This window comes from Corynebacterium lactis RW2-5, from assembly GCF_001274895.1.
Taxonomy (GTDB): Bacteria; Actinomycetota; Actinomycetes; order Mycobacteriales; family Mycobacteriaceae; genus Corynebacterium; species Corynebacterium lactis.
In genome coordinates this window covers 2,309,874-2,332,509 of record NZ_CP006841.1, presented here as the reverse complement: position 1 = coordinate 2,332,509, position 22,636 = coordinate 2,309,874, and the positions used below count along the sequence as shown (strand labels likewise).

Here is a 22,636-nt window from a genome sequence, read left to right as displayed (position 1 = left end):
GCCACCACCAGCGTGCTGGCGGCATCAGCGGCACCAGCGTTGGTGATGTAGGCAACATTGTCATCATGGAAGTCAGACTAATCCACGGCCTTCGCCGGGACAAAATTCGGAGATAATTCTCCTTTTGGTTCCTGACATTCGGGGGTGACGACAGCCCATTTTTCGCAGGTGACTCGCTCCCGTGGCAGGCGAAATGGGGTAAGGGCTGTTTATATAGGGGCATGCCTTCCCTCGGTTCGCTCCTCTCCTCGCTTGCCCTGTCCTCCCTGGCCCTCGTTCAGGCCGCGCCCATCTCGCCCACGGCTCGCTCCTTCGCCCCGTCTCCCGCGGCGCTTTACGACGGATCCGTCCTGGGTGGAGGGCAAGCCCGCTACCAGGGTGAATACGACCTCGGGGCGCACGTTTCCGATACCGCAGTCGGAGGGCTGTCGGGACTGGACTGGCTCGGAGGGAAGAACTTCATCGCAATCTCGGACGACAAGGGCGACCACGGTCCCGTGCGGGCCTATCAGCTGCAGATTTTCCCGGACGCGACCGCCAAGGTAACAGGACAGGTGACCTTCACCAATGCGGATGGCAGCGACTACGACCCAGCAGCCTTCGACCCCGAGGAAATTCGGATGTTGCCGAACGGGCACTTCCTCTGGACCAGTGAAGGGCAGCTGGACAGTTTGAAGAACCGAGCGCCCGTAATCGTTGAATCAGACAGTGCCGGCCGCGAGGTGCGGCGAATCTCGCCGCCGGCTTATCACCACCCGAATTTGGTGCACAGCCACGGCACGCGCCCCAACAAAGGACCGGAGGCTATGGCGGTTGCCCCGGACGGTTCCTACTTCGTTACGGCCAACGAGAACGCTCTTGCCCAGGACGGGCCGGTCAACACTGCGGAGACTGGGGCAGCCACCAGACTGACCTTCTACGACACCGCGACGGGCAGGCCCACACGGGAACTCGTCCTGCCCATCGACCCGCTTTATCCCGGTGCCGAGGACCGAGGTGTCGCGTCGCTGGCGTTCGACGCGAAGGGAAGCCTATACGCACTGGAGCGTGGTTATCTTCCCAAGGTCGGTAATCGCGGCGAGATTTACCGATTGAACCTCGACGGGGCAACGGACGTGCTGGGGCAGAAGTCTCTGACAGGCGCGGAAAAACCTGTGTCGCGGACGAAAGTCTTCGACTTCGAACCGGTTACAACCCAGCCCGGCAATGTGGAGGGGCTGGCCGTGGCGCAGGTGCCGTCGGCAAGCGGAGAGGACAGCAGCGGCGAGCAGGTGCAGTTCACGATGATTGCGGATAACAACTTCAGTGACAAGCAGAAGACCCTGGTACACACGGCTGTGAGCCAGTAGACCAAAAACTGGATAGACAAGCCCAGTGCCGCGGTCTAATGTTGCCCAGCGTGAATATGTTGTCGCATATGCGCACAAGACGTCGCAGGGGAGTTCGCCCGGCGACACTGGTTGTGTCGTGTTATGCCGTCCTAATTACGGTGGGCACCATCCTGCTAATGCTGCCGGTGTCCACCGCGAGCCGAGCGGTGACTAGCGGTAGTCACGAGGTGGGAAACTTCACCAGTTTCCCCGATGCCTTCTTCACCGCGACCTCGGCGGCCTGCCTGACGGGCCTGATCACGGTGGATACTCAGACGCACTGGTCGGGGTTCGGACAGTTCGTCATCATGATGCTGATTCAGCTCGGCGGTATCGGGTTCATGACTATTGCCTCGCTGTTTGGCCTTTTCGTGGCCGGGCGACTGGGGCTGAATCGCCGCGCCGGCGCCCGTGTTGAGGGCCGAGGCGTCGACATGGGCGAGATTTCCTGGGTCGTCCGCGCGACCATCATCTTCACGCTCGTCGTCGAGGCTTTCGTTGCGCTTTTCCTGGCGCTGCGGTTTTACGCCGGCTACGGCTATGGGCTGAGCAGGAGCCTCTGGGAGGGGCTGTTCCACTCCATCTCCGGCTTCAACAACGCGGGTTTCGCGCTCTACACGGATAACGTCATCGGCTTCCAGACCGATGCCTGGGTGCTGCTACCGCTGGCTTTCGCCCTGATGGTCGGCGGTCTGGGTTTTCCCGTGCTGCTGGAGATCTGGCGGCACCTGCGGGGCTGGTTCGATTTGTGCACCCGCGGCAAACTGCCTAGGCGCTGGTCGTTGACCACCCGTTTTACTATCAAGGGCACGGTTGGTCTGGTCGCGATTGGCGCGCTCATGGTCGGGGTGGCCGAGTGGTACGGGGCGATGAAGAATCTGTCCGTACCCGCGAAAATCCTGAATGCGTTTTTTGCTGGGGTCAGCCCGCGCACTGCTGGCTTTAACGCCCTCGATTACGCTGACTTTCACCCGTCGACACTGCTCGGCACCGATATTCTGATGTTCATCGGTGGTGGCTCGGGCGGTACCGCAGGTGGTGTCAAGATTACAACCGCAGCGGTCATTCTGGCCGCAGTCATCGCCGAGGTGCGAGGCGACGCCTCCGTCTCCGTTGCTCGCCGCCGCATCAATCCGCGAGTGCTGCGTCAGGCACTGGTGGTCCTGGCATTTGGTCTCGCGCAGGTGCTCGTCGCGGTGCTGGCGATTTGCTTCCTGGCGCCGCAGTTTTCGACCGACCAGATTCTTTTCGAAGTCATCAGCGCGTTCGCGACGGTAGGCCTGTCCACGGGCATTACCAGTTCGTTACCCGTCGCCGCGCAATTCATTCTCATCATCTTGATGTTCTCAGGCCGCGTTGGCCCCATTGCACTGGCGACCGTGCTGGCCGCCCGCTCCCGCCAACGCACCTTTGAGTACCCCGAAGAAAGGCCGTTCATTGGCTAACTCACGCTCTAACCCGCTGTCCAAGTTCACCACGACGTTCTCCCGTCGCCAGGACACCTCCCCGGTGATCATCCTCGGTATGGGCCGCTTCGGGCAGGCCCTCGGCGAAGAGCTGGTGGCCGGAGGTATTGAGGTGCTCTGCGTCGACCACCGCGAGAAGATCGTCCAGGAACTGTCCAACACTTTCGACCACGTGGTCTGCGCCGACACCACACTGCCGGGCGTCCTCGAGCAGCTGGGCGTAAGTGAGGCCGAGCGCGTCGTTATCGCAATCGGCAGCGACATCGAGGCGTCCCTGCTCACCGCCTCGGCGGTCGTGGACATGGGCGTGCCGCTAATCTGGGCGAAGGCCGATAACACCGCCCACGCCAAAATCCTGGGGCAAATTGGCGTGCACCACGTCATCCGCCCGGAGGCTGACACCGGCCGTCGCGTCGCGCACCTAATCGGCGGAAAAGTTCAGGACTTCCTGGAGTTCGACCGCGACTACGCCGTCGGTAAAATCACCCCGCCGATCGCCTGCCTGGAGCGCACCGTCGAGGAAATCAATTCCTTCGCCCCCGTCACCGTGGTTGCCGTGCGCAAGAGGGGCCAGAGGTTCCGCCCGGCGCGTGACGACGATCGCATCTTCGCCGGCGACCTCCTGATTGTCTCGGGCGATGTCAGCCAGTTGGAGAATTTCGCAAGCGAGTAGGTGTGCGGCTACTTAGCCTCGGCTACTGCTCGGATATTGCGGCTTTCAGCGCCGCGGCCGCGGCCTTCGGGTCGGCGGCCTGGGTGAGTGCGCGGACTACCACGATGCGCTCAGCACCCGCTTCGGTGACCTCCGCGACTCTCTCGGAGTCGATGCCGCCGATGGCCCACCAGGGCTTTACCGGATCGCAAGCTGCGGTATCGTGCGGGTGCACGATGTCAGACACGGTTTGCTGGTGGGATTCCGCCGACCTCTGCGCGCGCAGCTGGCACACCAGGCTGGAGGCACCTCGGACTGTCTCCAGGCCAATGGCCTCCCGATTCGGCTTTGTGGGGGTGGCCCACACGGGGCCGATGACGGCGTAGTCGATGCCGTCGTCGGCAAGCGAGGCGGCGAACATGTCGAGGTTTCGGTTCGAGCGGCCAATCAGTACCTCGGGACCGACAATGCGGCGAGCTTGCTCGGTGGTGAGGTCCTCTTGGCCGAGGTGGAGGATATCGGCGCCGGTAATGGCGGCGATGTCGGCGCGGTCGTTGACGGCGAAGAGCTTGCCGTGCTCGGCGGCGACTTCGGCGAGGACCTCTACTGCCGCAATTTCATCCCGCGTGTCGATCTTCTTGTCGCGCAGCTGGATGATGTCGGTGCCGCCTTCGAAGCAGGCGTGCAGGAATTCGCGCAGATCGCCGCGCTCGGTACGGGAGTCGGTGCACAGGTAGAGGTGGGCGGCGGCGAGCTGGGTGCGCCGCGAGGCCCGGGTGGACGGAGAACCAGGGGAACCTGCTGCTGTGGCGTTCATGGCCCCATGGTAGGCGAGTAACCGCGAATCCGGCAGGGGGCTTATGATGGGGGAGTACCAATTCCGCGGGAGCCGCGGGGCACGAGAGTTCGCTGGAGGCGCGAAGGCGCCGGAGCGGCCAGCTGCCCGGCATGCGGCTGAGAGGGCTTTTATCGCCGACCGCTATACCTGATGCGGATTATGCCGCCGGAGGGAGGAATGGCAGTGAGTACTGCCGAAGTTGAGGACGAAGTTGCGGGCGCGCGCTCAGTAGTAATCGCTGGCGCGGGCGTCATTGGTCTGGCTACCGCGTGGCGGCTGCTGCGCAGGGGCTTTGAGGTGACGGTGCTGGATGCGCAGCCGGTGTCGGGGGCGACCTTCGCCGCAGCGGGGATGCTCGCCCCGGTATCCGAGGTGGTCTGGGACCAGCCGGCCCTGTACCCGCTCATGATTGAGTCGGGGCGAATATACCGCGAGTTCGCGCTGGCAGTGGAGGAGGAATCCGGCCGTACCGTCGGCTACATCGAGAACTCGACCTTTGTGTGCGCCGGGGATTCCGCCGATCGGCAAACCCTCAGTGAGCTGGTGGAGCTCCAGCACGCCATGGGTATGGAAATCGAGCGCATCACCGCCACCGCTGCCCGCCGCGCCGAGCCTGCGCTGGGGCCGGGGTGCGTCGGGGCGGTCGACATTCCGGGCGATCACCAGGTTGATCCGCGCCTGCTTAGCGCCGCGCTGCTGGACATCCTGGGAGACCGCGTTGTGCGCGTGGCCGCTAAAGAGATCATCTACGCGGGCAAGGGCGAGGCTCGGCGCGCGGTTGGCCTGCGCGGAGCCGACGGCCGCGACTACCTCGCCGAAGAGGTGCTGCTCGCCGCAGGTGTCGACACCGGCTCCATCGCCGGACTTCCGGAGGGGCTCACCCTGCCGCTTCGCCCAGTCCGCGGCGAGGTCCTGCGCCTCCGCGTGCCGACGCGCCTTCAGCCCCTGGTCACTCGCACAATCCGGGGCGTAGTGCAGGGGCGCCCGGTCTACATCGTCCCCCGTGCCGATGGCACGGTCGTCCTGGGTGCGACATCCCGCGAGGACGACATGGAGGGCGTCTCAGCAGAGGGCGTGCACCAGTTGCTGCGCGACGCCTATCGCCTGGTGCCGGGCATCCTCGATTGCGAGATTTACGAAATGACGGCCAAGGCCCGCCCCGGCTCACCCAATGATGTGCCGATAATCGGCCGGGTCGCGCCGGGCCTTACGGTATCGACCGGCTACTTCCGGCACGGAATTTTGCTGACGGCCATTGGCTCGAAACTGGGGGCGGATTTCGTCTGCGGTTGCCAGAACGACAACGACGCGGCGCTGGTCGCAGCGGTGGACCCGTTCCGGTTCTAAGGAGGTTTCAAGGACTAATGACAGCGAACAATACGACCGTAAACGGCGAGGCCTACGCCCCGGAGCAGGGCGAAACCATCCTGGACCTCGTGGCCAGGCACGCGGGACGCCCGCTTAACGACGATGGAACGCCTGCTGACGGCACCCGCCTGGGGATTGCCGTGGCCGTTGACGGGGCCGTCGTCAGGCGAGGGCAGTGGGCGGCCACGCCTGCGGAGGGTGCGATCGACATTGTGACGGCAGTGCAGGGAGGCTAGAGATGAGCGGAGCAGACAACATGGAAAAGACTGAAACTCGACAGCCGCTGCGGATCGGTGGGCTGGAGCTTTCGTCCCGCCTTATTATGGGCACGGGCGGTGCAACCAGTATGGATACGCTGGAGCGGGCACTGGTTGCTTCCGGTACGGAGCTAACGACGGTGGCGATGCGGCGCTTCTCCGCCGGTGCGCAGCAGTCGGTGTTCCAGATCCTTGAGCGCAACAACATCGCGGCGCTGCCGAACACGGCGGGCTGCTATACCGCTCGCGACGCGGTGCTGACGGCGAATCTCGCAAGGGAAGCGCTGGAGACCAACCTCATCAAGCTGGAGGTCATCGCCGATGAGGACACGCTACTGCCTGACCCGGTCGAGCTTGTCGACGCCGCCGAGCAGCTGGTCGGGGACGATTTCGTGGTCTTCGCCTACACCAACGATGACCCGGCCCTGGCCAAGCGCCTGGAGGACATCGGATGTGCCGCGGTGATGCCCGCAGGTTCCCCGATCGGCACGGGCCTGGGAATCCTGAACCCGCACAATATCGAGCTGATCGTCGACCGTGCGAACGTGCCGATCATTCTCGACGCGGGCATCGGTACAGCGTCGGAGGCAGCGCTGGCTATGGAACTCGGCTGCGACGCGGTGCTGCTCGCCTCTGCCGTGACCAGGGCGCACAACCCGGTGGGCATGGCTACCGCGATGCGCTACGGCGTTGAGGCGGGCCTGGCCGCTCGTGAGTCTGGGCGTATCCCGCGTCGCCGGCTAGCCCAGGCCAGCTCGGCGTTTGAAGGAATCATCACCGAGCGGGTTTCCGGCCCGCGCGAGGGGGACTCCCTGTGAGTGGTAGGGCGCTGCCGCGGCTTTCCGACCGTGACCTGCGCCGATACGCCCGCCACCTGACCCTGTCCGGTTTCGGGGCTGATGCGCAGCGGCGGCTTCGGGGCAGCCGAGTCTTGGTGATTGGAGCCGGAGGGCTGGGCTCGCCCGCGCTGCTGTACCTTGCGGCCGCGGGCGTCGGCCACATCACCATCATCGACGACGATGTTGTCGACGAGTCCAACCTGCAGCGCCAGGTCATCCACCGGGAGTCCGACATCGGGCGGCCGAAGGCGGAGTCGGGAGCGGACGCGGTGCGGCGGCTCGATTCGGAAGTTTCCGTCGATGCGATTGTGGGGCGCCTCAGCGTGGACAACGCGCTCGAGTTGTTCGCAGCGCACGATGTCGTGCTAGACGGCGCCGATAACTTCGCCACCCGTTACCTGTCCTCGGATGCAGCGGAAATCACCGGGACGCCACTGGTGTGGGCAACAATCCTGCAGTTCGAGGGCCAATTGTCCGTATTCTGGCCCGGGCGTGGGCCGATGCTGCGCGACCTCTACCCGGACATCCCGGATCCCGGTTCGGTGCCCTCCTGCGCCGCAGGTGGGGTCCTCGGCGCGATGGTCGGGCAGGTCGGCTCGATGATGGTTGTCGAGGCGTTGAAAATTCTCACTGGGGTTGGAGAGGTTGCCGTTGGAAAGCTCGTGCTTATCGACTCCCTCGGCTGCTCATCGCGGTCCCTGGCCTTCGGCGCCGACCCGGATCGCGAGCCTACGCGCGACCTGACCGAGATTGCGCAGGTCTGCGCGGCGTCGTGGGACGAGGATGCGGGTACCGGCGCAGGGGCGAGTGCGGGTGCAGTCTCCGGCGCGGGAGTAAATGAATCACCGCGGCTTACTGACAGCGTCGGGCCGAACAGGGCGAACGAGCTGATTCGAGGCGGCGCTGTACTCATCGACGTTCGCGAATCCGCTGAGCGAGCCGAGGCCTCGATCCCTGGAAGCGTTCACGTTCCTCTCGGGGAGATTCGCGCTTTGGGGTGGGATGCTGTTGGTGCGGCATTGGCTCGGGCTCGGAGGCAAACGGGCTCGTCCGGAGACTCTCCGGGGGAGATTATCGTGCACTGTCGCTCCGGAGCGCGCTCGGCAGCTGCGATTGAGGTTTTGGCTTCGGAGAGGGGTAAGGCTGCTTCTGATTCTGTCGGCTCTAGTGAAGTCAGGCTGATCAACCTCGATGGAGGGATTGTGGCCTGGCAGGCGGCCGGGCTTGGCCTCCGCTAAGTAAGAGAATTCTGAGGTTGGTGCGGGCATGCACTCAAAAGTAGAGTGCATATTGAGTGCATTGCACTATACTTTGAAGTTATGAACTCCATCGATATTTCCGCGCTGGTAAGAACACTAGTGGAGAGTGAGACAGATACGTGGAATATCGAGGCTAAGTCTGCTTATGGAGGCCTTCCCGAATCCATTGATGAGACATTGAGTGCATTTGCCAATATGCCGGAGGGTGGAACTATTGTCCTTGGAGTGTCTGAGACTAATGGGGCAATGGATATCTCAGGAGTACAAAATCCCAGGGAGTTAATGGCGGGGATTGCCACCAAGGCACGTGAAAGAATCGTTCCACCTATCCAGCTTGGAGCGGTAGAAACAGCAATCGTTGAAGGTGTTCACGTAGTAGCCTGCGTTGTTCCGCCTCAGCCGTCCGATCGTCGCCCTTTTCGAGTCGGCTTGCATGGTCGCGCCTACACTCGCTCTGGTGACGGTGACCACCAGCTGGATGAACAGGAAGAACTCTATCTGATTAGCCAGCGCTCCCAGCCTCTCCACGACCGGCAACCAGTTGAGGGGGCGGATGTTGCTAGGGATCTCATTCCCGATCTCTTGAATCAGTACCTTGCCGTGCAAAGGTCGGAAAGCGCCAGGCTAAGGAACATAGGCAGAGACGAACTCCTTGTTCGCACCAACGTCGTTGACCATAAGACGGGTTTGCCCACCGTTGCTGCAGTCTATTCCATGGGAATCCACCCGCAGCAATTTCTCCCGCAAACGACAGTTAAAGCACATGCGCGGCCAGAGAGCAGGAACCGTTCCCAAACCCGCTTTATCGACCGTGCCGAATTCTCTGGGCCAGTTCCTGACCTTCTTTCGTCCACGATGGAATGGGTTCGTAAACACCTCATGCGAGGTGTTTACTTCGAAAGCACCGGGCACGGCTACGATACCAGTGAATTACCGCCAGTAGCTGTCCGAGAAATCATCGCTAACGCACTAGTTCATCGTGATCTTTCCAGTGCGAGCGTTGGCAGCTTTCCCATGTTGGTGAAACTTCCGACCAAGCTCATAGTTGAAAACCCTGGCGGTCTGTGGGGCCTTACCGAACGAGAATTAGGCAATACCAGCCCGAGGGCGCGAAATGCCGTGCTGTACAGGATGTGTTCCGCGATTACGTCTGAAGATGGGAAGCGCGTTATCGAAGGCCATGCCACGGGAATCCCCGAAGTAAGGCGTAGCCTGCGTGAGGCTTTTCTTCCTGCCCCCTACTTCAAGGATGAAGTGATTAAGTTCCGTACGGTTTTATCTTCATCGTCGGTGCTCTCGCCGGACGACCTCAACTGGTTGGCAACGCTTCCTGGCGGTAGCAATATGAGCGTCGCTCAAAAGCATGCTCTCGTTGCCATGAAACAGGGCAAGATAATCTCAAACGCTGATTATCGGTCCCAATTCCCTATGGATTCAGTTCAAGCGCGAGGTGAACTCCAAGAATTGGTCCGTTTCGGTCTCGTCGAAGCTACTGGATCGGGCAGGACAACGGCCTATACACTCGCGCGGCTAGCCGACCGCAGCTCAGGAAAAGATGAGGCAGTTATCGAGCGCAGGAATCCTGTAACCGATCCCGATCCCGCGCATGTGACGATGACGCAATCGCAACAGTCGCCTGTTTATAACAGACTTTCTGCGGCGGAAGCCCGACAGATGGTCGTTGATGTTCTCAAAAATGTGGGCATTCCGGTGAAACGCAACCGAGTCGCAGAGGAAACCGGTTTGAGAGGTAACCACGTCTACCGTATCCTCAAGCAACTCATTGATGAGGGAAAGGTTGGTTATGACAAGGACCCAGCTGACAAGCGGGCTTTCCGGTACTTCATCAAAAGTGCAAAATGAGTACGTTGTTCTTGGGCCGCTTGAGGATGTTTCTCGAGGAGCGCTCCAATTAATTGTCAGCGGAATATCGCGCTTCAGAGGTTAAACAACCCGGCAGGCTGGGGGGGGGAGGGAGTCTTGGAGAACTACTGTGGCTGCAAGGTGGTCGACCACAGCTCCGTGCCTCGTGTGGTCAGCAGCCGTACCGTCATCGCCCGGCTGTCTCCGTCGATGTTGACCTCGCCGAAGTGCTGGAAATCCTGAGTGGGGTCCGCTCCGGCATTGTCCTTGCCCGGAGCGTGGACGAATTCGACGCTCGGACCGAATGTGGAATCCATCTCGTTCGGGCCGAGTGCCCCGGCGTGAAGGGGGGGCGGAGACGAACTCCCAGAACGGAGCGAAGTCCGTGAACTGCGCGCGCTCCGGGCTGTAGTGGTACGCAGCCGTGTAGTGCACGTCCGCAGTGAGCCAAACGACGTTCGGGATGTTCTTAATTGCGCTGAGGACGCGGGCAATTTCCTGCTCACGGCCGGCCGCTCATCTATCGGCTGCCACTCATGGAATGCCTGGTATGCCCTTTCTGCGAGCACATCGACGCGGCGCTCGCGGTAGCGGTCATCGTCGAGAATTTCGCCCGGGTACCAATTGTTGACCGTTTCGTGGTCGTCCCACTGCACGAGCTGGGCTACCTGAAAGTTGAACCGCAGGTAGTTGTCGTCCATGAGGTTGTAGGCGTACTGGCCCCGGTACTCTTCGAGCGTTTCTGCAACCTTCGACTTCGCTGGGGTCACCCGGTTGCGCCACACAGTGCCATCGGAAAGCGTGACGGTTTCCTTTAGAGAGCCATCGGCGTAGCAAGTGTCGCCGGAGTGGATGAACAGATCAGGATTGCGATCTGCCATGGCAGCAAAGCCGACGTATCCGTCGAATGCGTCGTTGATTCCCCAGCCCTGGCCCGCCACATCGCCCGACCAGTGGAGGCGAATGCTCCGCGGGGCGCTTGCCGACGACGGCAGCGGGGCCGTGCGAAACGTACCAGTCTGAGAGGCGGAGCGTACTGCGGTGTCAACGTCTTCAAGAGTGACTCGGTAATGAATCTGCTGGTCGGGTTCCAGCCCGATAACTCGGAGGCGTCCTGTCCAGTCCGTGCCGGGCGTGAGTGGGGCTGGGGATCGGAATTGTTTCGCGTTACGGAAATCCTCAGTCGCTGCGACTTCGACTAGCATGTGCGCCGGACGGGATGATCGTGTCCAGATAAGTGCTCCGTCGCTGCGAACATCGCCGGCGGCGATGCCGTGCGTAATCTCGGGGCGGCGTCGAATAAGCCCAATAGTCCCGGACGGTAGAACGAACGAAGCGGCGGATACCGAAGACGAGCATCGCTCCACCTGCTGCCGCGATAGCGCCGGTGATGAGCCAGCTCATGACCGCGGCGTCCGCACCGGTAGTTGCCAACAGGCCACCCTCTGGAGCCTTTGACATTGCGAAAGCGTAAGTCACCTCTCCGCCGTACTTTGGAGTAGTCGAGGTTTACCGTGGAGAAACCGCGCCATGGCAGGCTCTGATTTTGGACTTCGGAAAAGCGTATAGAATTCCCCGCCTACTTCACCGAATACGTCGACTATTGAGAATCAATACCGCGGTTTTTGTAGTGTAAATGGGCAACTCTTTACCTCAACCTACAAGCGAAAGGCGCGTATCCCGGATGGGATCCCAACAAACGCGACAACAGAAAACCACAGAAAAGCAAACTAAAAGGTCGCGGAACCCACTGCAGAAACTGCACACGGACCCGCTGATCTTCCTCACCGCGATGGGCTTTACCGTCCTATTCGTGGGAATCACGGTCGCGCTCGGACCGACCGCACGTGACATCTACTCCACGGCATCCAACTGGGTCACCACCAACCTCGGCTGGCTCTTCATCGGCGGCGTATCAGCCTCGCTGATCTACCTTGCCGCAATCTTCGCCTCCCGCTACGGGCGTATCCGGCTTGGCGATGATGACGACGAACCCGAGTACAACCTCGCCGAGTGGTTCGGCATGCTCTTCGCCGGCGGCACCGGCTCCATGCTGATGTTCTGGGGTATCGCCGAGCCCCTGAACCACGCGTACAACCCGCCCTTTGGCGGTGAACCCATGACCCGCGAGGCGCAGAATACCGCCATGGCGTTCACGGTCTACCACATCGGTATGCACATGTGGGTCATCATGGCGCTGCCAGGCCTTGCGCTCGGCTACTTCATCTACAAGCGCCACCTGCCGCCGCGCGTGTCCTCCATCTTCGCGCCTATCCTCGGCGCCCGCATTTACTCCTGGCCCGGAAAGCTTATCGACGCTGTCGCCATCATTGGCACTATTTTCGGTATCGCTGTCTCGGTCGGTATGGGTGCGCTGCAGATTAATTCTGGCGCGGCGAGAGTTCTGGGGCTGCCCGAAAACTCGATGGTCCAGCTGATTCTGATTGCGATCATCATTATCATCGCGTCCATCTCGGTCGCGCGAGGCTTGGACAAGGGCATCAAGCTACTGTCTAACGTCAACATCTGGGCCGCCATGGGCCTGATGGTTTTCGTGCTGCTGATGGGGCCGACCCTGACGCTGCTGCGCCAGATCGTCGACACCGCGGGCATCTACATTGACACCTTGCCGCGCATCATGTTCTGGACCGACTCCTACGACGTCAATCCCAACTGGAAGCAGGGCGCTTGGACAGTCTTCTACTGGGCGTGGACGATTTGCTGGTCGCCTTTCGTGGGCATGTTCGTTGCGCGTATCTCCCGTGGTCGTACGGTGCGCGAGTTCATCGGCGGCGTGATTGCGCTGCCGACGATTGTGGCCGTCATCTGGTTCTCTGTGTTCGGTCGCGCCGGCTTTGAGCTGGAAAACGAGCACCCGGGTATCCTGACCAAGCCCGTTGTTGAGGGCGGGGATCCGTCACCGTCGTTGTTCATCCTCCTGGAGCAGTACCCGCTGGCATCCGTGATGAGCGTGTTCGCGCTCCTGGTCATCCTGATTTTCTTCGTGACCTCGATTGACTCCGCCGCAATGGTTACGGACATGATGTCGACAGGCGAGGAGAACAAGGCTCCGACTTTCTACCGAGTTTTGTGGGGCGTCATGATTGGCGCCGTCGCGGCCGCGGTCCTGCTGATTAGTGGCGAGATTGCCCTCGAGGCGTTGCAGTCCGTCGTGATTGTTATCGGCGTGCCCTTCTTCTTCATTCACTTCGTGATGATGTACTCGCTTTTCAAAGGTATGAGCGACGACCACATGGCGGTGCGGAACCCGGTCACTCGCCAATGGGGCAAGACCGATACTCCGGAAAAGCTTGAGGCCTACGAGGCCGCGCCTGCTCCAGGCTACGATGCCGAGGGCAATGAGCTGCCCGCCCTGGAATACGAGTACGACGACGATGGACGCCTGGTCATCAAGTCCGACGTGGTCATCCACGGTGATATGGGTGTCACGGGTGAATCCGACTTCGATGCGGAGTACGTGGAGCAGGATTCGGACTCTGGTTCTGGTTCGGGCGACATCCGAGCACATTAGCGCTCATTTGTGACTTCAGCACCGCCCATAGCGTGGCCTACAGTCGCGAACGAGTGCTGAAGTCGGGGAAGGGGCGAGGCGGCAAGCTGCGTAACAGCCGTTTTTCGCTATTATTGGATGCTATTTGGCATGTATGGCATGTTTAAGGCCCCAGTGCGGTAAACACTGGGGCCTTAGTTGTGTGTAGGGGGCAGAAAGCCCTTACTCGAAGGTGGTACGCAGGTCCTTGTGGCCCTCGGCGTGCCAGTCGACGGTGGCCTCGTCCTTGGTGACGACACCGACGTCACGCTGGTGCGGCACCTTAGCAATGATGTTGCGGCGGGCGCGGCCGGCACGGAGCTGGTATTCGATGCGCTCGGCTAGCTTGGCCAGGCCGAAGTTGATCAGGATCAGGATTGTCGCGACCAGGGCCAGCGCCGGAATCATGGCGCCGTAGTACTCGCCGAGCTGGCGGCCGGAGCGAACGACCTCGACGAAGCCGATCATGTAGCCCAGTGCGGAGTCCTTCAGCGCGATGACCATCTGGGAGATGATCGCCGGCAGCATCGCCGCGACGGCCTGCGGAAGCAGAATCGTGTACATGGACTGGCGGTGGGACAGGCCCAGGGCGATTGCGGCTTCGCGCTGGCCCTTCGGAAGGGACTCGATACCCGAGCGCAGAGTCTCGGCGATAACGGAGCCGTTGTACATGGTCAGTCCGAACACGACGGCCGCAAAGCCAAGGTAGCTGGATGGGAAGATCTGCCACATCGCGAAGACCGCGTATGCGAACAGCATCAGCACCAGCACCGGAATAGAACGGAAGAACTCGACGATAACGCCGCAGACCCAGCGGACGGGAGCCTGCTGGCTAAGGCGTCCGACACCCAGCAGGGCGCCGATGACCAGCGCGAAAACGATCGACACGACGGCGGCGACGATGGTGCTGACCAGACCCGGCAAAACGTATGTGGTCCAAGTGGTCGAGTCCAGGAAGAAGGACCACTTGGCTGCCTCGAACTGACCCTTATCGGCCAGCTTCATGCCGACCCACGCCAGAATCGCGACGATAACTACCAGCGTGATGCCGGTGAGGATTCGGTTGAAACGCTGGGCCTTGGGGCCCGGTGCGTCGTATAGAACTGTTGCACGAGTAGCCATTAGCGCTTCACCGCCCAACGCTTGCCGGCCCAGCCGAAGAAGAGACCCGTCGGCAGGGTGAGGATGATGAACCCGACGGCGATAATGCCGAAGATAACCAGGATGTCACTGGCGTAGTCCTCCGTGAGCGTCTTCATCAGCAGCGAGGCCTCAGCCACGCCAATGACCGACGCGATAGTCGTGTTCTTCGTCAGAGCAATCAGGGTATTGCCCAGCGGCACAATCGCGCCGCGCAGGGCCTGCGGGAAGATGATATGTCGGAAGCTCTGGCCGAAGCTAAGCCCCAGCGAACGCGCGGCCTCGGCCTGTCCGAAGGGCACGGTGTTGATGCCGGAGCGCAGCGACTCCGCAACGAAGCAGGAGGTGTAGGCGACGAACGCCAGCACCGCCAGGCGGAAGTTCTGCTTCACAATGAAGGAGTCGTTCTCCGCGGCGAGCAGTAGACCCAGGTTGTAGTAAAGGCCCATGGAGGCCAACAGCACAATCAGGGTCAGCGGGGTGTTGCGGACGATGTTGATGTACCAGGTCGATAGCGTACGCAGCACCCCGACGGGGCTCACGCGCATCGCGGTGAGAATCGTGCCGAGAATCATCGACCCAATCGCGGAGGCGACAGTCAGCTTAATCGTCACCCAGAACGCCGGAAGTAGCTCCGGCCCCATTTCTGACCATAGTTCTGGATTCATGATCTTGGTTGCACCCCTTCCTACTTCTTCTTGTTGACGAACGACAGGTCGCCGATGGCGGGCTTGTCGCCGAGCTCGAACTTGTCACCGAGGTGCTTTGCGACGATTTTCTCCAGTTCCCCGGTGTCGTAGAGGGCTGCCAGCGCTTCGTTGACCTCTGCCTTGGCTTTGTCGTTGCCCTTGGGCAGGCCGATGCCGTAGTTTTCGTTGGTCCAGAAGGAACCGTCGGGTTTGTGGAGTTCGACGACTCGGAAGTCATCGCCGAAGCGCTCCTTATAGCGCTGAGCGAAGCCAGCCAGGATGGTCGCATCGGTGGTCAGGGCGTCCACGACGCCCTGCTTGACGCCTTCGGCGCAAGCCGCGTAGGTGTCGAACTCCTGCAGCTGCACCTCCGGGAGTGCGTCTTTGACCTTCTGCGCCGGGGTGGAGCCCGAGACGGAGCACAGGCGGGTGCCTGGGGCGACGTCGGCAAGCCCCTGGATGCCGGCGGAACCGCGGACCAGAAGCGCCTGGTGGGTGACCAGGTAAGGCCCGGCGAAGTCGACGGCGGCGAGGCGGCCCTTGTTGATCGAGTAGGTGGCGGCGATCATGTTGACCTCGCCGTTGTTGATCAGGGTTTCGCGCTGGGCGGACGGGGTTTCGCGCCAGTCCATCTCCGGCACGGCCCAGCCGTGCTTTTTAGCAATGTACTCAATGACGAAACGGGAGACATCGGTGTCTACCCCCGCGAACTCGCGGTTGGGGGGTGCGCTCGCCGAGGCCTGGCTGGTCGAACTTGGTGCCGAGCGTGACGTGGCCTGCCTCGATGTCGGCCAGGAGGTCGCGGGGGCCGCCGGAGCCGCAGGCGGCCAGAGATACGGTGGTTGCGACGACGACGACTGCGGCGGCGGCGCGCTTGACCCAGCTGTACTTGGCCTGGACCCGGCTGGTGCGGGCCGAGGTAGCGGAAATATTCATGCTGACCAGCCCCTAGTGGCCGACGATCTTCGCCAGGAATTCCTTGGCGCGATCGGTGGCGGGGTTGGTGAAGAAGGTCTCCGGATCGGTGTCTTCGATGATCGCGCCGTCGGCCATGAACAGAATGCGGTCGGCAACTCGGCGGGCGAAGCTCATCTCGTGGGTCACGCAGACCATGGTCATGCCGCCCTTCGCCAGATCGGTCATGACGTCGAGGACCTCGTTGATCATCTCGGGGTCGAGCGCGGAGGTCGGCTCGTCGAAGAGCATGACCTTTGGATCCATAGCCAGGGCGCGTGCAATAGCGACGCGCTGCTGCTGGCCGCCGGAGAGCTGCGCCGGGTACTTGTCGGCCTGGGCGGCGATGCCGACGCGGTCGAGGAGCTTCTCCGCGCGCTCGCGGGCCTCGGCCTTGGAGGTCTTGCGAACCTTCATCGGCGCCAGAGTTACATTGTCACGGATCGTCATGTGACTAAACAGGTTAAACTGCTGGAAGACCATGCCGACCTCAGCCCGAAGTCGGGTTAGAGCCTTACCTTCCTCAGGCAGTAACTCGCCATTGATGCGGATTTCGCCGCTGTCGATGGTTTCGAGACGGTTAATCGTCCGGCACAGCGTAGATTTTCCCGAGCCGGATGGGCCCAGGATAACAACGACCTGACCAGCTGGGATTTCCAGGTTGATATCGCGTAGTGCGTGGTACTCGCCGAAGTGTTTATTCACCCCAGCGAGCGAGATCATTGGCTGAGATTTTGATGAGTCTGTCATGCGAAAATTTTATTGTAATCGACAGCAAAAGTACATTGCCGATGTGACGGCGCTCATGACAGTGGGGTGTGGATGGCGTTTAGGCGCTGCTCAGTCGATCTTTTCTACGGTAGCAATCTGCACATGGTGTGGCTTCGATTGTGGCTTACGCCCGTGAATAAAGATGTAGTAGATGCCCGCGATTAGGGTCAGCGCCGACAGACCTAAATACATCATGGCAAAGCCCGAGTTGGAAGCAATGTAACCAAGTAGAATCGGCCCGAGGCCAAGTCCTACGTCGGAAAGCAGGAAAAGGGTTGAGATGCCGGTGCCCATTTTATGGGCGGGTACGCAACGCACAGCAATAGCCTGGCATGCGGGAGCAATAGTGCCGTAGCCCAGGCCGGAGAAAATACCCGCTACAACGACCATCCAATCTGAGGTAGCAATACCCAGAAGCGCCAGGCAGATGACGTAGCAGACCACGCCAATTGCGATTACAGGGTTGTCGCCGCGGTGGTCCTGGAGTCGACCAAGGAAAGTACGGGCGGAAATCATGGAGAATGCTGACGCAAGGAAAAAGAAACCTGCGCCAGTGGTGAGGTTTTCCTGTACCGAATATTGGTTCAAGAATGTAATCACGCCGGCGTAGGCTAGGCCGATTAGCAGCATAAAGCTGCCGATGGGAAGCACAGTCGGATGAACGATGTCGCTGAGCTGGAACTTTTTAGAAGCGTTCGAAGCCGGGTTGGTGTCTGGCTTGGGCAAGGTAAAGGCCAGCCCTAGAGAAACTACGGCAAGAGCCAGGGAAAATACGAACAGTGAGGTATAGCCTAAAGAGCTGCTCATTGCGAGGCCGAGAGCTGGGCCAATGGCGGTGGCTAGGGTATTTCCCATGGTGAAGTAGCCAGTTCCCTCGGCGCGGCGGCTCGAGGGGATGGCGCCTTGTGCAATCGCCATAACCGCGGTGGATGCTAGCGCGTAGGCAATTCCGTGGAGGGCGCGCACGATAATGACGGCAACCAAAGTTCCGGCCACCAGGTAGCCAGCGCAGGTGACGGCGATGACCGCAAGGGTAGTAAATAGTATTTTGCGCCCGCCCATTGAGTCGACGAGCCAGCCGGAAAACATGCGGGCAAAAGTCGCGCCTACGACGAAGGAACTGGAGGCGAAGCCGGCGGCGGCGTTAGAGGCGGAAAACTCTTTGACGGCATAGAGGGCCATAATCGTCACGAGTAAGTAAAAGACGAGAAACATGCTGAAGTTAATCAACCACGCGACTAGAAAAGTCGGAGTAAACAAACGCGGTTTCGCTGCCGAACTTTGTTTCGAGGCCACCGAGCAGTGCTCCTTTCAGGGTATGTGCCAAAGGCTGTATCTGTCGTGTCTGTAGCCCCCAACTTCTACAGCTCGCGATTGTGGGGTGCTCAGGGGACACCGGTGCAATACTTGCCGGGTTGAACCAAAGGCGAGGAAAAGCTCGGCGAGAAAATGCCACGACAAAATCGCGACACGGGTAATTGCCGCACCACTTGCGTAAACCTGTAACTGAGCGCCACCGAGGTGAAGGGCTGGAAACGAGGTGAGGGGCCAAAAATGGGGTCGAAAACTGCATGACTGCGACGTTTGCATCATGCAAAAATCGACATGTGAGGAGATTGTATCATGCAAACCTGCAGACCTGAGAGTTTATGCCGTAATCGAGTTGAGCCAGCATGAAAGGCGGAGTCCGCGCCTAGGTAAAGGCCTGGCTAGGTGCCTGGATGAATATAGTAAGGAATATGCGTTCGGACGACATTGCAGACCTGGTATACGAGATTATGCTGCTTTCTCGGCTTGCGACTCAAGGTATTGCGCCATACAAGCGGCAAGCCGTGCTTGATCGCTCCGCCACCATTTTGCTCGCCCGACTAACGGCATCAGCGCCAATGTCCGTTGCCGATCTGGCTGAGGCTTTCGGTCTGGATATCTCCACGGTTCATCGCCAGGTTGCCGCGGCAATGAAGCACGGATTAATCGAAAGAATTAATGATCCCGAGGGCGGTTCTGCGAAATTGCACCGCGCCACCGTCAACGGTGAGAAGCTGCTGGAAGAAGAGCTGGGGCGCCGCGCCCAATCTATCGGTTATGTGACTCGTCAATGGCCGGACAGTGCCGTACGCGAATTAGCGCAACTATTGGAACGATTTAATAAGGACGTTGAGGCCCTGCGGCAACAGCATTGGCCGAGATAAAAGTTTTCGGTACCGAGGTGCGAAGTACTAGCTGCGGTCAAACCGTGGAATACTTGAGGACGTGGCTGAGAAAAAGAAGATTGCAAACGTCCTCGCTAACCGTTATGCTTCTGCATCCCTTACGGAGCTATGGAGTCCTGAGTACAAGATCGTGCTAGAGCGCAGGCTCTGGATTGCGGTCTTAAAAGCCCAGATCGCCCGGGGTATTGAGGTTCCGGAAGGCACCGTCGAGGCCTACGAGGCCGTCATTGAACAGGTCGATCTTGAGTCAATTGCCGCCCGCGAGCGTGTTACCCGCCATGATGTGAAAGCTCGTATCGAGGAATTTTGTGCCTTGGCTGGTACGGAACACATTCACAAGGGCATGACCTCCCGCGATCTGACCGAAAATGTCGAGCAGCTTCAGGTCTTGCAATCGTTGAAGGTTGTGCGTGACAAGGCCGTAGCCGTGGCCGCGCGCACTGCGGAGAAGGCGTCTCAGTACCAATCGTTGGTTATGGCTGGCCGCTCCCATAACGTCGCCGCGCAGGCCACCACCTTGGGCAAGCGCTTCGCCTCGGCTGCCGATGAGATGCTCCTTGGCATCGAGCGTATTGAGGACCTGATTGCCCGCTACCCACTGCGCGGCATCAAGGGGCCGATGGGTACCGCGCAGGATATGCTCGATCTCCTCGACGGAGACGAATCCGCCCTGGCTTCTCTCGAACAGGAAATCGCCGAGGGCCTCGGCTTCGACCGTGTCTTCGACTCTGTCGGGCAGGTTTACCCGCGTACGCTGGACTTTGACGCGCTATCTGCCCTGGTAGAGATTGGCGCAGGCCCGGCTTCGCTGGCCACCACCATCCGATTGATGGCCGGCAACGAAACTGTCACCGAGGGATTCAAGGAGGGGCAGGTCGGCTCGTCGGCCATGCCACACAAGATGAATGCCCGCTCCTGCGAGCGCGTTCACGGCTTCCAGGTGATTCTGCGCGGATACATGACCATGCTGAGCGAGTACGCCGGCACTCAGTGGAATGAGGGTGACGTATCCTGCTCTGTCGTGCGTCGAGTCGCGCTGCCGGATGCGTTCTTCGCTATGGATGGCATGTTCGAAACCTTCCTCACCGTGCTCGATGAGTTTGGGGCTTTCCCAGCCATGATCGACCGTGAGCTGGAGCGCTACCTGCCGTTCCTTGCCTCGACCAAGATCCTGATGGCCGCTGTTCGTGCCGGTATGGGCCGCGAGGAGGCTCATGAGATTATCAAGGAGCACGCCGTGGCCACCGCGCTGGACATGCGCGAGAAGGGCGCGGAGCAGAACCTCACCGAGCGCCTCGCCGCCGATGATCGCTTCCCGCTCGATAAGAATGGGCTTGCCGACGCCCTGTCCAACCGTCACGCCTTCATCGGTGCCGCGGAATCCCAGGTCGACCGCGTCATTGCCCGCGTTGAGGATGTCGTTGCGAAGTACCCGGAGGCTGAGGCCTACAAGCCGGGTGAGATTCTGTAGCGGGCAGCCCTAGCGGGCAGTTTTCTCCCCGCGTTTCCTGGCCTTCCCGTCCTTCCTGGCACTTTAGCGCTGGCTGGTGACTGTAGCGCGCGCTCTCCGCTGTTCTACAGTCACGAGGTTGTGCTGAAGTGTCCGGGCAACCTAGAGCGACCGTTTATTCTGAGCTCATGACCTTCCACCTCAACGCCGATTGCACCTACGGTTACGTATTTCCTGTGGGGTCGCTCGAAACGACGCTTGCCGACGGCAACCTCTACGGCCTCGTCGGACCCAACGGGGCGGGAAAGTCGACGCTACTTAAAACACTTGCGGGGGAGCTGGAGCCACTGTCGGGTTCGGTTGAGCTCATTCCAAGTGCGCCCGGCTTGACGGGGAATAGCGCTCGAGTTAATGCCGTCATCGATAGTGGGTCCCGTGCGAGTATCGGCAAAATAGTCCACGTTGCAGAGCCAGTTTTCCTCCCCGACCTAACCGTTGGCGAACACTTGGCGCTGCTAGGACGTGCTGCGAAGCGGCTACCTTCGATGTGGGATGTGGTCGTCGACCGGTGGAGACTGGATGCCCTGCTGGGGATCTCCCCAAAAGATCTTTCCAGCGGACAGAGGCAACGAGTTTTTCTCGCCTCGCAGCTGGAGCTGTCGACTGCTCCCGTGCTTCTCATCGATGAACCAGAGCGGCACCTTGACTCCTCGTGGCAAGACTTTGTAGCCGATATTCTCGCTGAATTAGCTAAAAGAAAGCGGTTGGTCGTGGTCGCCACTCACAGTTCCGTTATCGCCACACGTTGCAATCAGCTGATCGAGTTGGAGCCCGCAGCGTGATGGCGACAGCGGAAATGGAAAGATGGCGTCGTAAAGCAGGCCTGACCACAGCGCTTAGTGTGGTGGGCGACCTGACGGTCTACCTCATCGCGGTCGGAATGCTGCTGCAGATTCTATATGCAACAACAGGCTGGCTATCCCGGCAGGAAGAGTTCGCGGGCGGGCTGGTGCGGAGTATCCCGGCTCCAGTTCAGTTTGGTTGTGCGATTATTGGGCTGGTCACTGTCGTTTTCGTAGCTGAGAAGATGCTGCCGCTGCAGGCGGTTAGTCGCGAGGCGTGGGTTTATCGGGACCGGCCCCGGGGCAGGCTCAGCCTGGTTGACTCGGTAGCAGTCGGGCAGATACTGACTACAGGCGTTTTCGGTGCGTTGATCGGGATTGCGCATCATTGGGTACTAGGCCTGGAAACATTTGTGGCTGCTGCTGGCTGCGCAGCTGTCGCGATGCTGCTGAGGTTCGCGCTGGGATTGCGGCGAAGATTTCGCCTGTCGCAGATTCTGCGTGCAGGTGATTCGCGCGTGTTTTATTCGGCTTCGCTGTACCTGCGCGACTCAGAGGTGGCTTCGAAGGCGATTGCCGCGACGTGGTGCAAGACTCGTTCGTCCTCAGCTTCGAGCAATTTGTTCCAGATTTTCCTCCGTCGGCTTCGACGTCGTTCCTATCTGGGACTATTGATAGGAAGCGCAGTTTTTCTGGCGATTGGGCTCGCGGAATTGTCCCCGGGCGCTGTCGCAATTGTGCTTTTGGTCTTCTGGATGATTGGCTCTGCGGGAGTTTGCAGGGCAGCGGACGTATCCGAACTCGGGGTGGTATCGCCCTTGCCGAAGGCGGTCGCCATGGTGATGGCAGTGGCGGGCGCTATCGTCACCACGGTGGTTGCTGGGAATCCGATGTCGGCATCAGCATGTTTGTGGAGTGTAACTGTCGCGGCGGGACTTTTCGTCGGCATAGTCCGTCGAAGTAGACCGCGCAGCGGCAACGGTGGATACCTTGCCGACACGGGAATGGGCTTTTCCATCGATCCCGAGGCCTTTAGCTATTTCACCTGCGGCTTCGGATGGCTGGGGTCGGCGCTGGTCCTCGGGCACTTTAGCGCTGGCTGGTGACTGTAGCGC

General features: G+C 60.6%; 19 protein-coding genes, 2 pseudogenes and 1 riboswitch. Of the genes and pseudogenes, 13 read left to right on the top strand and 8 right to left on the bottom strand.

Going from position 1 to position 22,636, the window contains the following annotated elements; genetic code table 11:
* The first annotated feature begins 221 nt into the window (after positions 1-221).
* The 3 genes from CLAC_RS10320 to CLAC_RS10310 all read left to right on the top strand — a co-directional run bounded on the left by CLAC_RS10320 (position 222) and on the right by CLAC_RS10310 (position 3,509).
* Positions 222-1,349, top strand: coding sequence for an esterase-like activity of phytase family protein (locus tag CLAC_RS10320; protein ID WP_053412843.1), 1,128 nt, complete (start codon positions 222-224; stop codon positions 1,347-1,349).
* A gap of 68 nt (positions 1,350-1,417) precedes the next feature.
* Positions 1,418-2,815, top strand: coding sequence for a TrkH family potassium uptake protein (locus CLAC_RS10315; protein WP_245621865.1), 1,398 nt, complete (start codon positions 1,418-1,420; stop codon positions 2,813-2,815).
* Complete coding sequence (locus CLAC_RS10310) at positions 2,808-3,509, top strand: potassium channel family protein (RefSeq protein WP_053412842.1); 702 nt, start codon at positions 2,808-2,810, stop codon at positions 3,507-3,509. Before CLAC_RS10315 ends, CLAC_RS10310 begins: the two co-directional genes overlap by 8 nt.
* Before the next feature lie 22 nt (positions 3,510-3,531).
* Here CLAC_RS10310 and CLAC_RS10305 read toward each other — a convergent pair whose 3' ends face one another.
* Complete coding sequence (locus tag CLAC_RS10305) at positions 3,532-4,305, bottom strand: thiamine phosphate synthase (RefSeq protein ID WP_053412841.1); 774 nt, start codon at positions 4,303-4,305, stop codon at positions 3,532-3,534.
* A 55-nt stretch (positions 4,306-4,360) separates the two neighbouring features.
* A riboswitch (TPP riboswitch) is annotated at positions 4,361-4,517 on the top strand.
* On the opposite strand from CLAC_RS10305, the gene thiO reads away from it, so the two are divergent.
* The 5 genes from thiO (at position 4,510) to CLAC_RS10280 (ending at position 9,912) form a co-directional block, all read left to right on the top strand.
* Positions 4,510-5,673: a glycine oxidase ThiO gene (gene thiO, locus CLAC_RS10300; RefSeq protein WP_245621864.1), complete on the top strand. Its 1,164-nt coding sequence runs from the start codon at positions 4,510-4,512 to the stop codon at positions 5,671-5,673. It overlaps the preceding riboswitch by 8 nt.
* 17 nt (positions 5,674-5,690) lie before the next feature.
* Positions 5,691-5,930, top strand: a complete 240-nt coding sequence (gene thiS / locus CLAC_RS10295) for a sulfur carrier protein ThiS (protein ID WP_053412839.1) — start codon at positions 5,691-5,693, stop codon at positions 5,928-5,930.
* 20 nt (positions 5,931-5,950) lie between these two features.
* Complete coding sequence (locus CLAC_RS10290; protein WP_156324889.1) at positions 5,951-6,769, top strand: thiazole synthase; 819 nt, start codon at positions 5,951-5,953, stop codon at positions 6,767-6,769.
* Positions 6,766-8,028, top strand: coding sequence for a ThiF family adenylyltransferase (locus CLAC_RS10285; RefSeq protein WP_053412837.1), 1,263 nt, complete (start codon positions 6,766-6,768; stop codon positions 8,026-8,028). Before CLAC_RS10290 ends, CLAC_RS10285 begins: the two co-directional genes overlap by 4 nt.
* A gap of 81 nt (positions 8,029-8,109) precedes the next feature.
* Positions 8,110-9,912, top strand: a complete 1,803-nt coding sequence (locus CLAC_RS10280; protein ID WP_053413403.1) for an ATP-binding protein — start codon at positions 8,110-8,112, stop codon at positions 9,910-9,912.
* Positions 9,913-9,993: 81 nt separating this feature from the next.
* Here the strand turns inward: CLAC_RS10280 and CLAC_RS13215 are convergent, their stop codons facing one another.
* On the bottom strand, positions 9,994-10,377 hold the full coding sequence (locus CLAC_RS13215; RefSeq protein ID WP_425388824.1) for an alkaline phosphatase D family protein: 384 nt from the start codon (positions 10,375-10,377) through the stop codon (positions 9,994-9,996).
* A gap of 56 nt (positions 10,378-10,433) precedes the next feature.
* Positions 10,434-11,279 (bottom strand): annotated as a pseudogene (locus CLAC_RS10275) (alkaline phosphatase D family protein); the annotation flags it as partial.
* A 317-nt stretch (positions 11,280-11,596) separates the two neighbouring features.
* Between CLAC_RS10275 and CLAC_RS10270 the strand changes: the two are divergent.
* Positions 11,597-13,444 carry a BCCT family transporter gene (locus CLAC_RS10270; protein WP_082313353.1) on the top strand — a complete coding sequence of 616 codons (1,848 nt, stop codon included), beginning with the start codon at positions 11,597-11,599 and terminating at the stop codon, positions 13,442-13,444.
* Between the two features lie 201 nt (positions 13,445-13,645).
* On the opposite strand, the gene CLAC_RS10265 is transcribed toward CLAC_RS10270, so the two are convergent.
* From CLAC_RS10265 to CLAC_RS10245, 5 genes and pseudogenes are all read right to left on the bottom strand, one after another.
* Entirely contained in the window at positions 13,646-14,584 is a 939-nt protein-coding gene (locus CLAC_RS10265; RefSeq protein ID WP_053412835.1) for an amino acid ABC transporter permease, read from the bottom strand.
* Positions 14,584-15,270 carry an amino acid ABC transporter permease gene (locus tag CLAC_RS10260; protein ID WP_053412834.1) on the bottom strand — a complete coding sequence of 229 codons (687 nt, stop codon included), beginning with the start codon at positions 15,268-15,270 and terminating at the stop codon, positions 14,584-14,586. Before CLAC_RS10260 ends, CLAC_RS10265 begins: the two co-directional genes overlap by 1 nt.
* A 20-nt stretch (positions 15,271-15,290) precedes the next feature.
* Positions 15,291-16,227: pseudogene (locus tag CLAC_RS10255) on the bottom strand (transporter substrate-binding domain-containing protein).
* Positions 16,228-16,239: 12 nt separating this feature from the next.
* Positions 16,240-16,968, bottom strand: coding sequence for an amino acid ABC transporter ATP-binding protein (locus CLAC_RS10250; RefSeq protein WP_053412833.1), 729 nt, complete (start codon positions 16,966-16,968; stop codon positions 16,240-16,242).
* 117 nt (positions 16,969-17,085) lie between these two features.
* Positions 17,086-18,312: an MFS transporter gene (locus CLAC_RS10245; protein ID WP_053412832.1), complete on the bottom strand. Its 1,227-nt coding sequence runs from the start codon at positions 18,310-18,312 to the stop codon at positions 17,086-17,088.
* 443 nt (positions 18,313-18,755) lie between these two features.
* On the opposite strand from CLAC_RS10245, the gene CLAC_RS10240 reads away from it, so the two are divergent.
* From CLAC_RS10240 to CLAC_RS10225, 4 genes are all read left to right on the top strand, one after another.
* A complete protein-coding gene (locus CLAC_RS10240) occupies positions 18,756-19,208 on the top strand; it encodes a MarR family winged helix-turn-helix transcriptional regulator (RefSeq protein ID WP_053412831.1) in 453 nt (150 codons plus the stop codon).
* A gap of 61 nt (positions 19,209-19,269) precedes the next feature.
* Positions 19,270-20,700, top strand: coding sequence for an adenylosuccinate lyase (purB, locus tag CLAC_RS10235; RefSeq protein ID WP_053412830.1), 1,431 nt, complete (start codon positions 19,270-19,272; stop codon positions 20,698-20,700).
* Positions 20,701-20,867: 167 nt separating this feature from the next.
* Positions 20,868-21,521: an ABC transporter ATP-binding protein gene (locus CLAC_RS10230; protein WP_053412829.1), complete on the top strand. Its 654-nt coding sequence runs from the start codon at positions 20,868-20,870 to the stop codon at positions 21,519-21,521.
* Positions 21,521-22,627 (top strand): hypothetical protein, encoded by a 1,107-nt coding sequence (locus CLAC_RS10225; protein ID WP_053412828.1) that lies wholly within the window; start codon positions 21,521-21,523, stop codon positions 22,625-22,627. Before CLAC_RS10230 ends, CLAC_RS10225 begins: the two co-directional genes overlap by 1 nt.
* Positions 22,628-22,636 lie beyond the last annotated feature (9 nt).

Coding starts and splice junctions, on each gene's coding strand:
- CLAC_RS10260 (WP_053412834.1), bottom strand. CDS start 15,270: ATGAATCCAGAACTATGGTCAGAAATGGGGCCGGAGCTACTTCCGGCG.
- CLAC_RS10280 (WP_053413403.1), top strand. CDS start 8,110: ATGAACTCCATCGATATTTCCGCGCTGGTAAGAACACTAGTGGAGAGT.
- thiS (WP_053412839.1), top strand. CDS start 5,691: ATGACAGCGAACAATACGACCGTAAACGGCGAGGCCTACGCCCCGGAG.
- CLAC_RS10270 (WP_082313353.1), top strand. CDS start 11,597: ATGGGATCCCAACAAACGCGACAACAGAAAACCACAGAAAAGCAAACT.
- CLAC_RS10250 (WP_053412833.1), bottom strand. CDS start 16,968: ATGATCTCGCTCGCTGGGGTGAATAAACACTTCGGCGAGTACCACGCA.
- CLAC_RS10290 (WP_156324889.1), top strand. CDS start 5,951: ATGGAAAAGACTGAAACTCGACAGCCGCTGCGGATCGGTGGGCTGGAG.
- CLAC_RS10315 (WP_245621865.1), top strand. CDS start 1,418: ATGCGCACAAGACGTCGCAGGGGAGTTCGCCCGGCGACACTGGTTGTG.
- CLAC_RS10305 (WP_053412841.1), bottom strand. CDS start 4,305: ATGAACGCCACAGCAGCAGGTTCCCCTGGTTCTCCGTCCACCCGGGCC.
- CLAC_RS10265 (WP_053412835.1), bottom strand. CDS start 14,584: ATGGCTACTCGTGCAACAGTTCTATACGACGCACCGGGCCCCAAGGCC.
- CLAC_RS10320 (WP_053412843.1), top strand. CDS start 222: ATGCCTTCCCTCGGTTCGCTCCTCTCCTCGCTTGCCCTGTCCTCCCTG.
- CLAC_RS10230 (WP_053412829.1), top strand. CDS start 20,868: ATGACCTTCCACCTCAACGCCGATTGCACCTACGGTTACGTATTTCCT.
- CLAC_RS10240 (WP_053412831.1), top strand. CDS start 18,756: ATGCGTTCGGACGACATTGCAGACCTGGTATACGAGATTATGCTGCTT.
- CLAC_RS10225 (WP_053412828.1), top strand. CDS start 21,521: ATGGCGACAGCGGAAATGGAAAGATGGCGTCGTAAAGCAGGCCTGACC.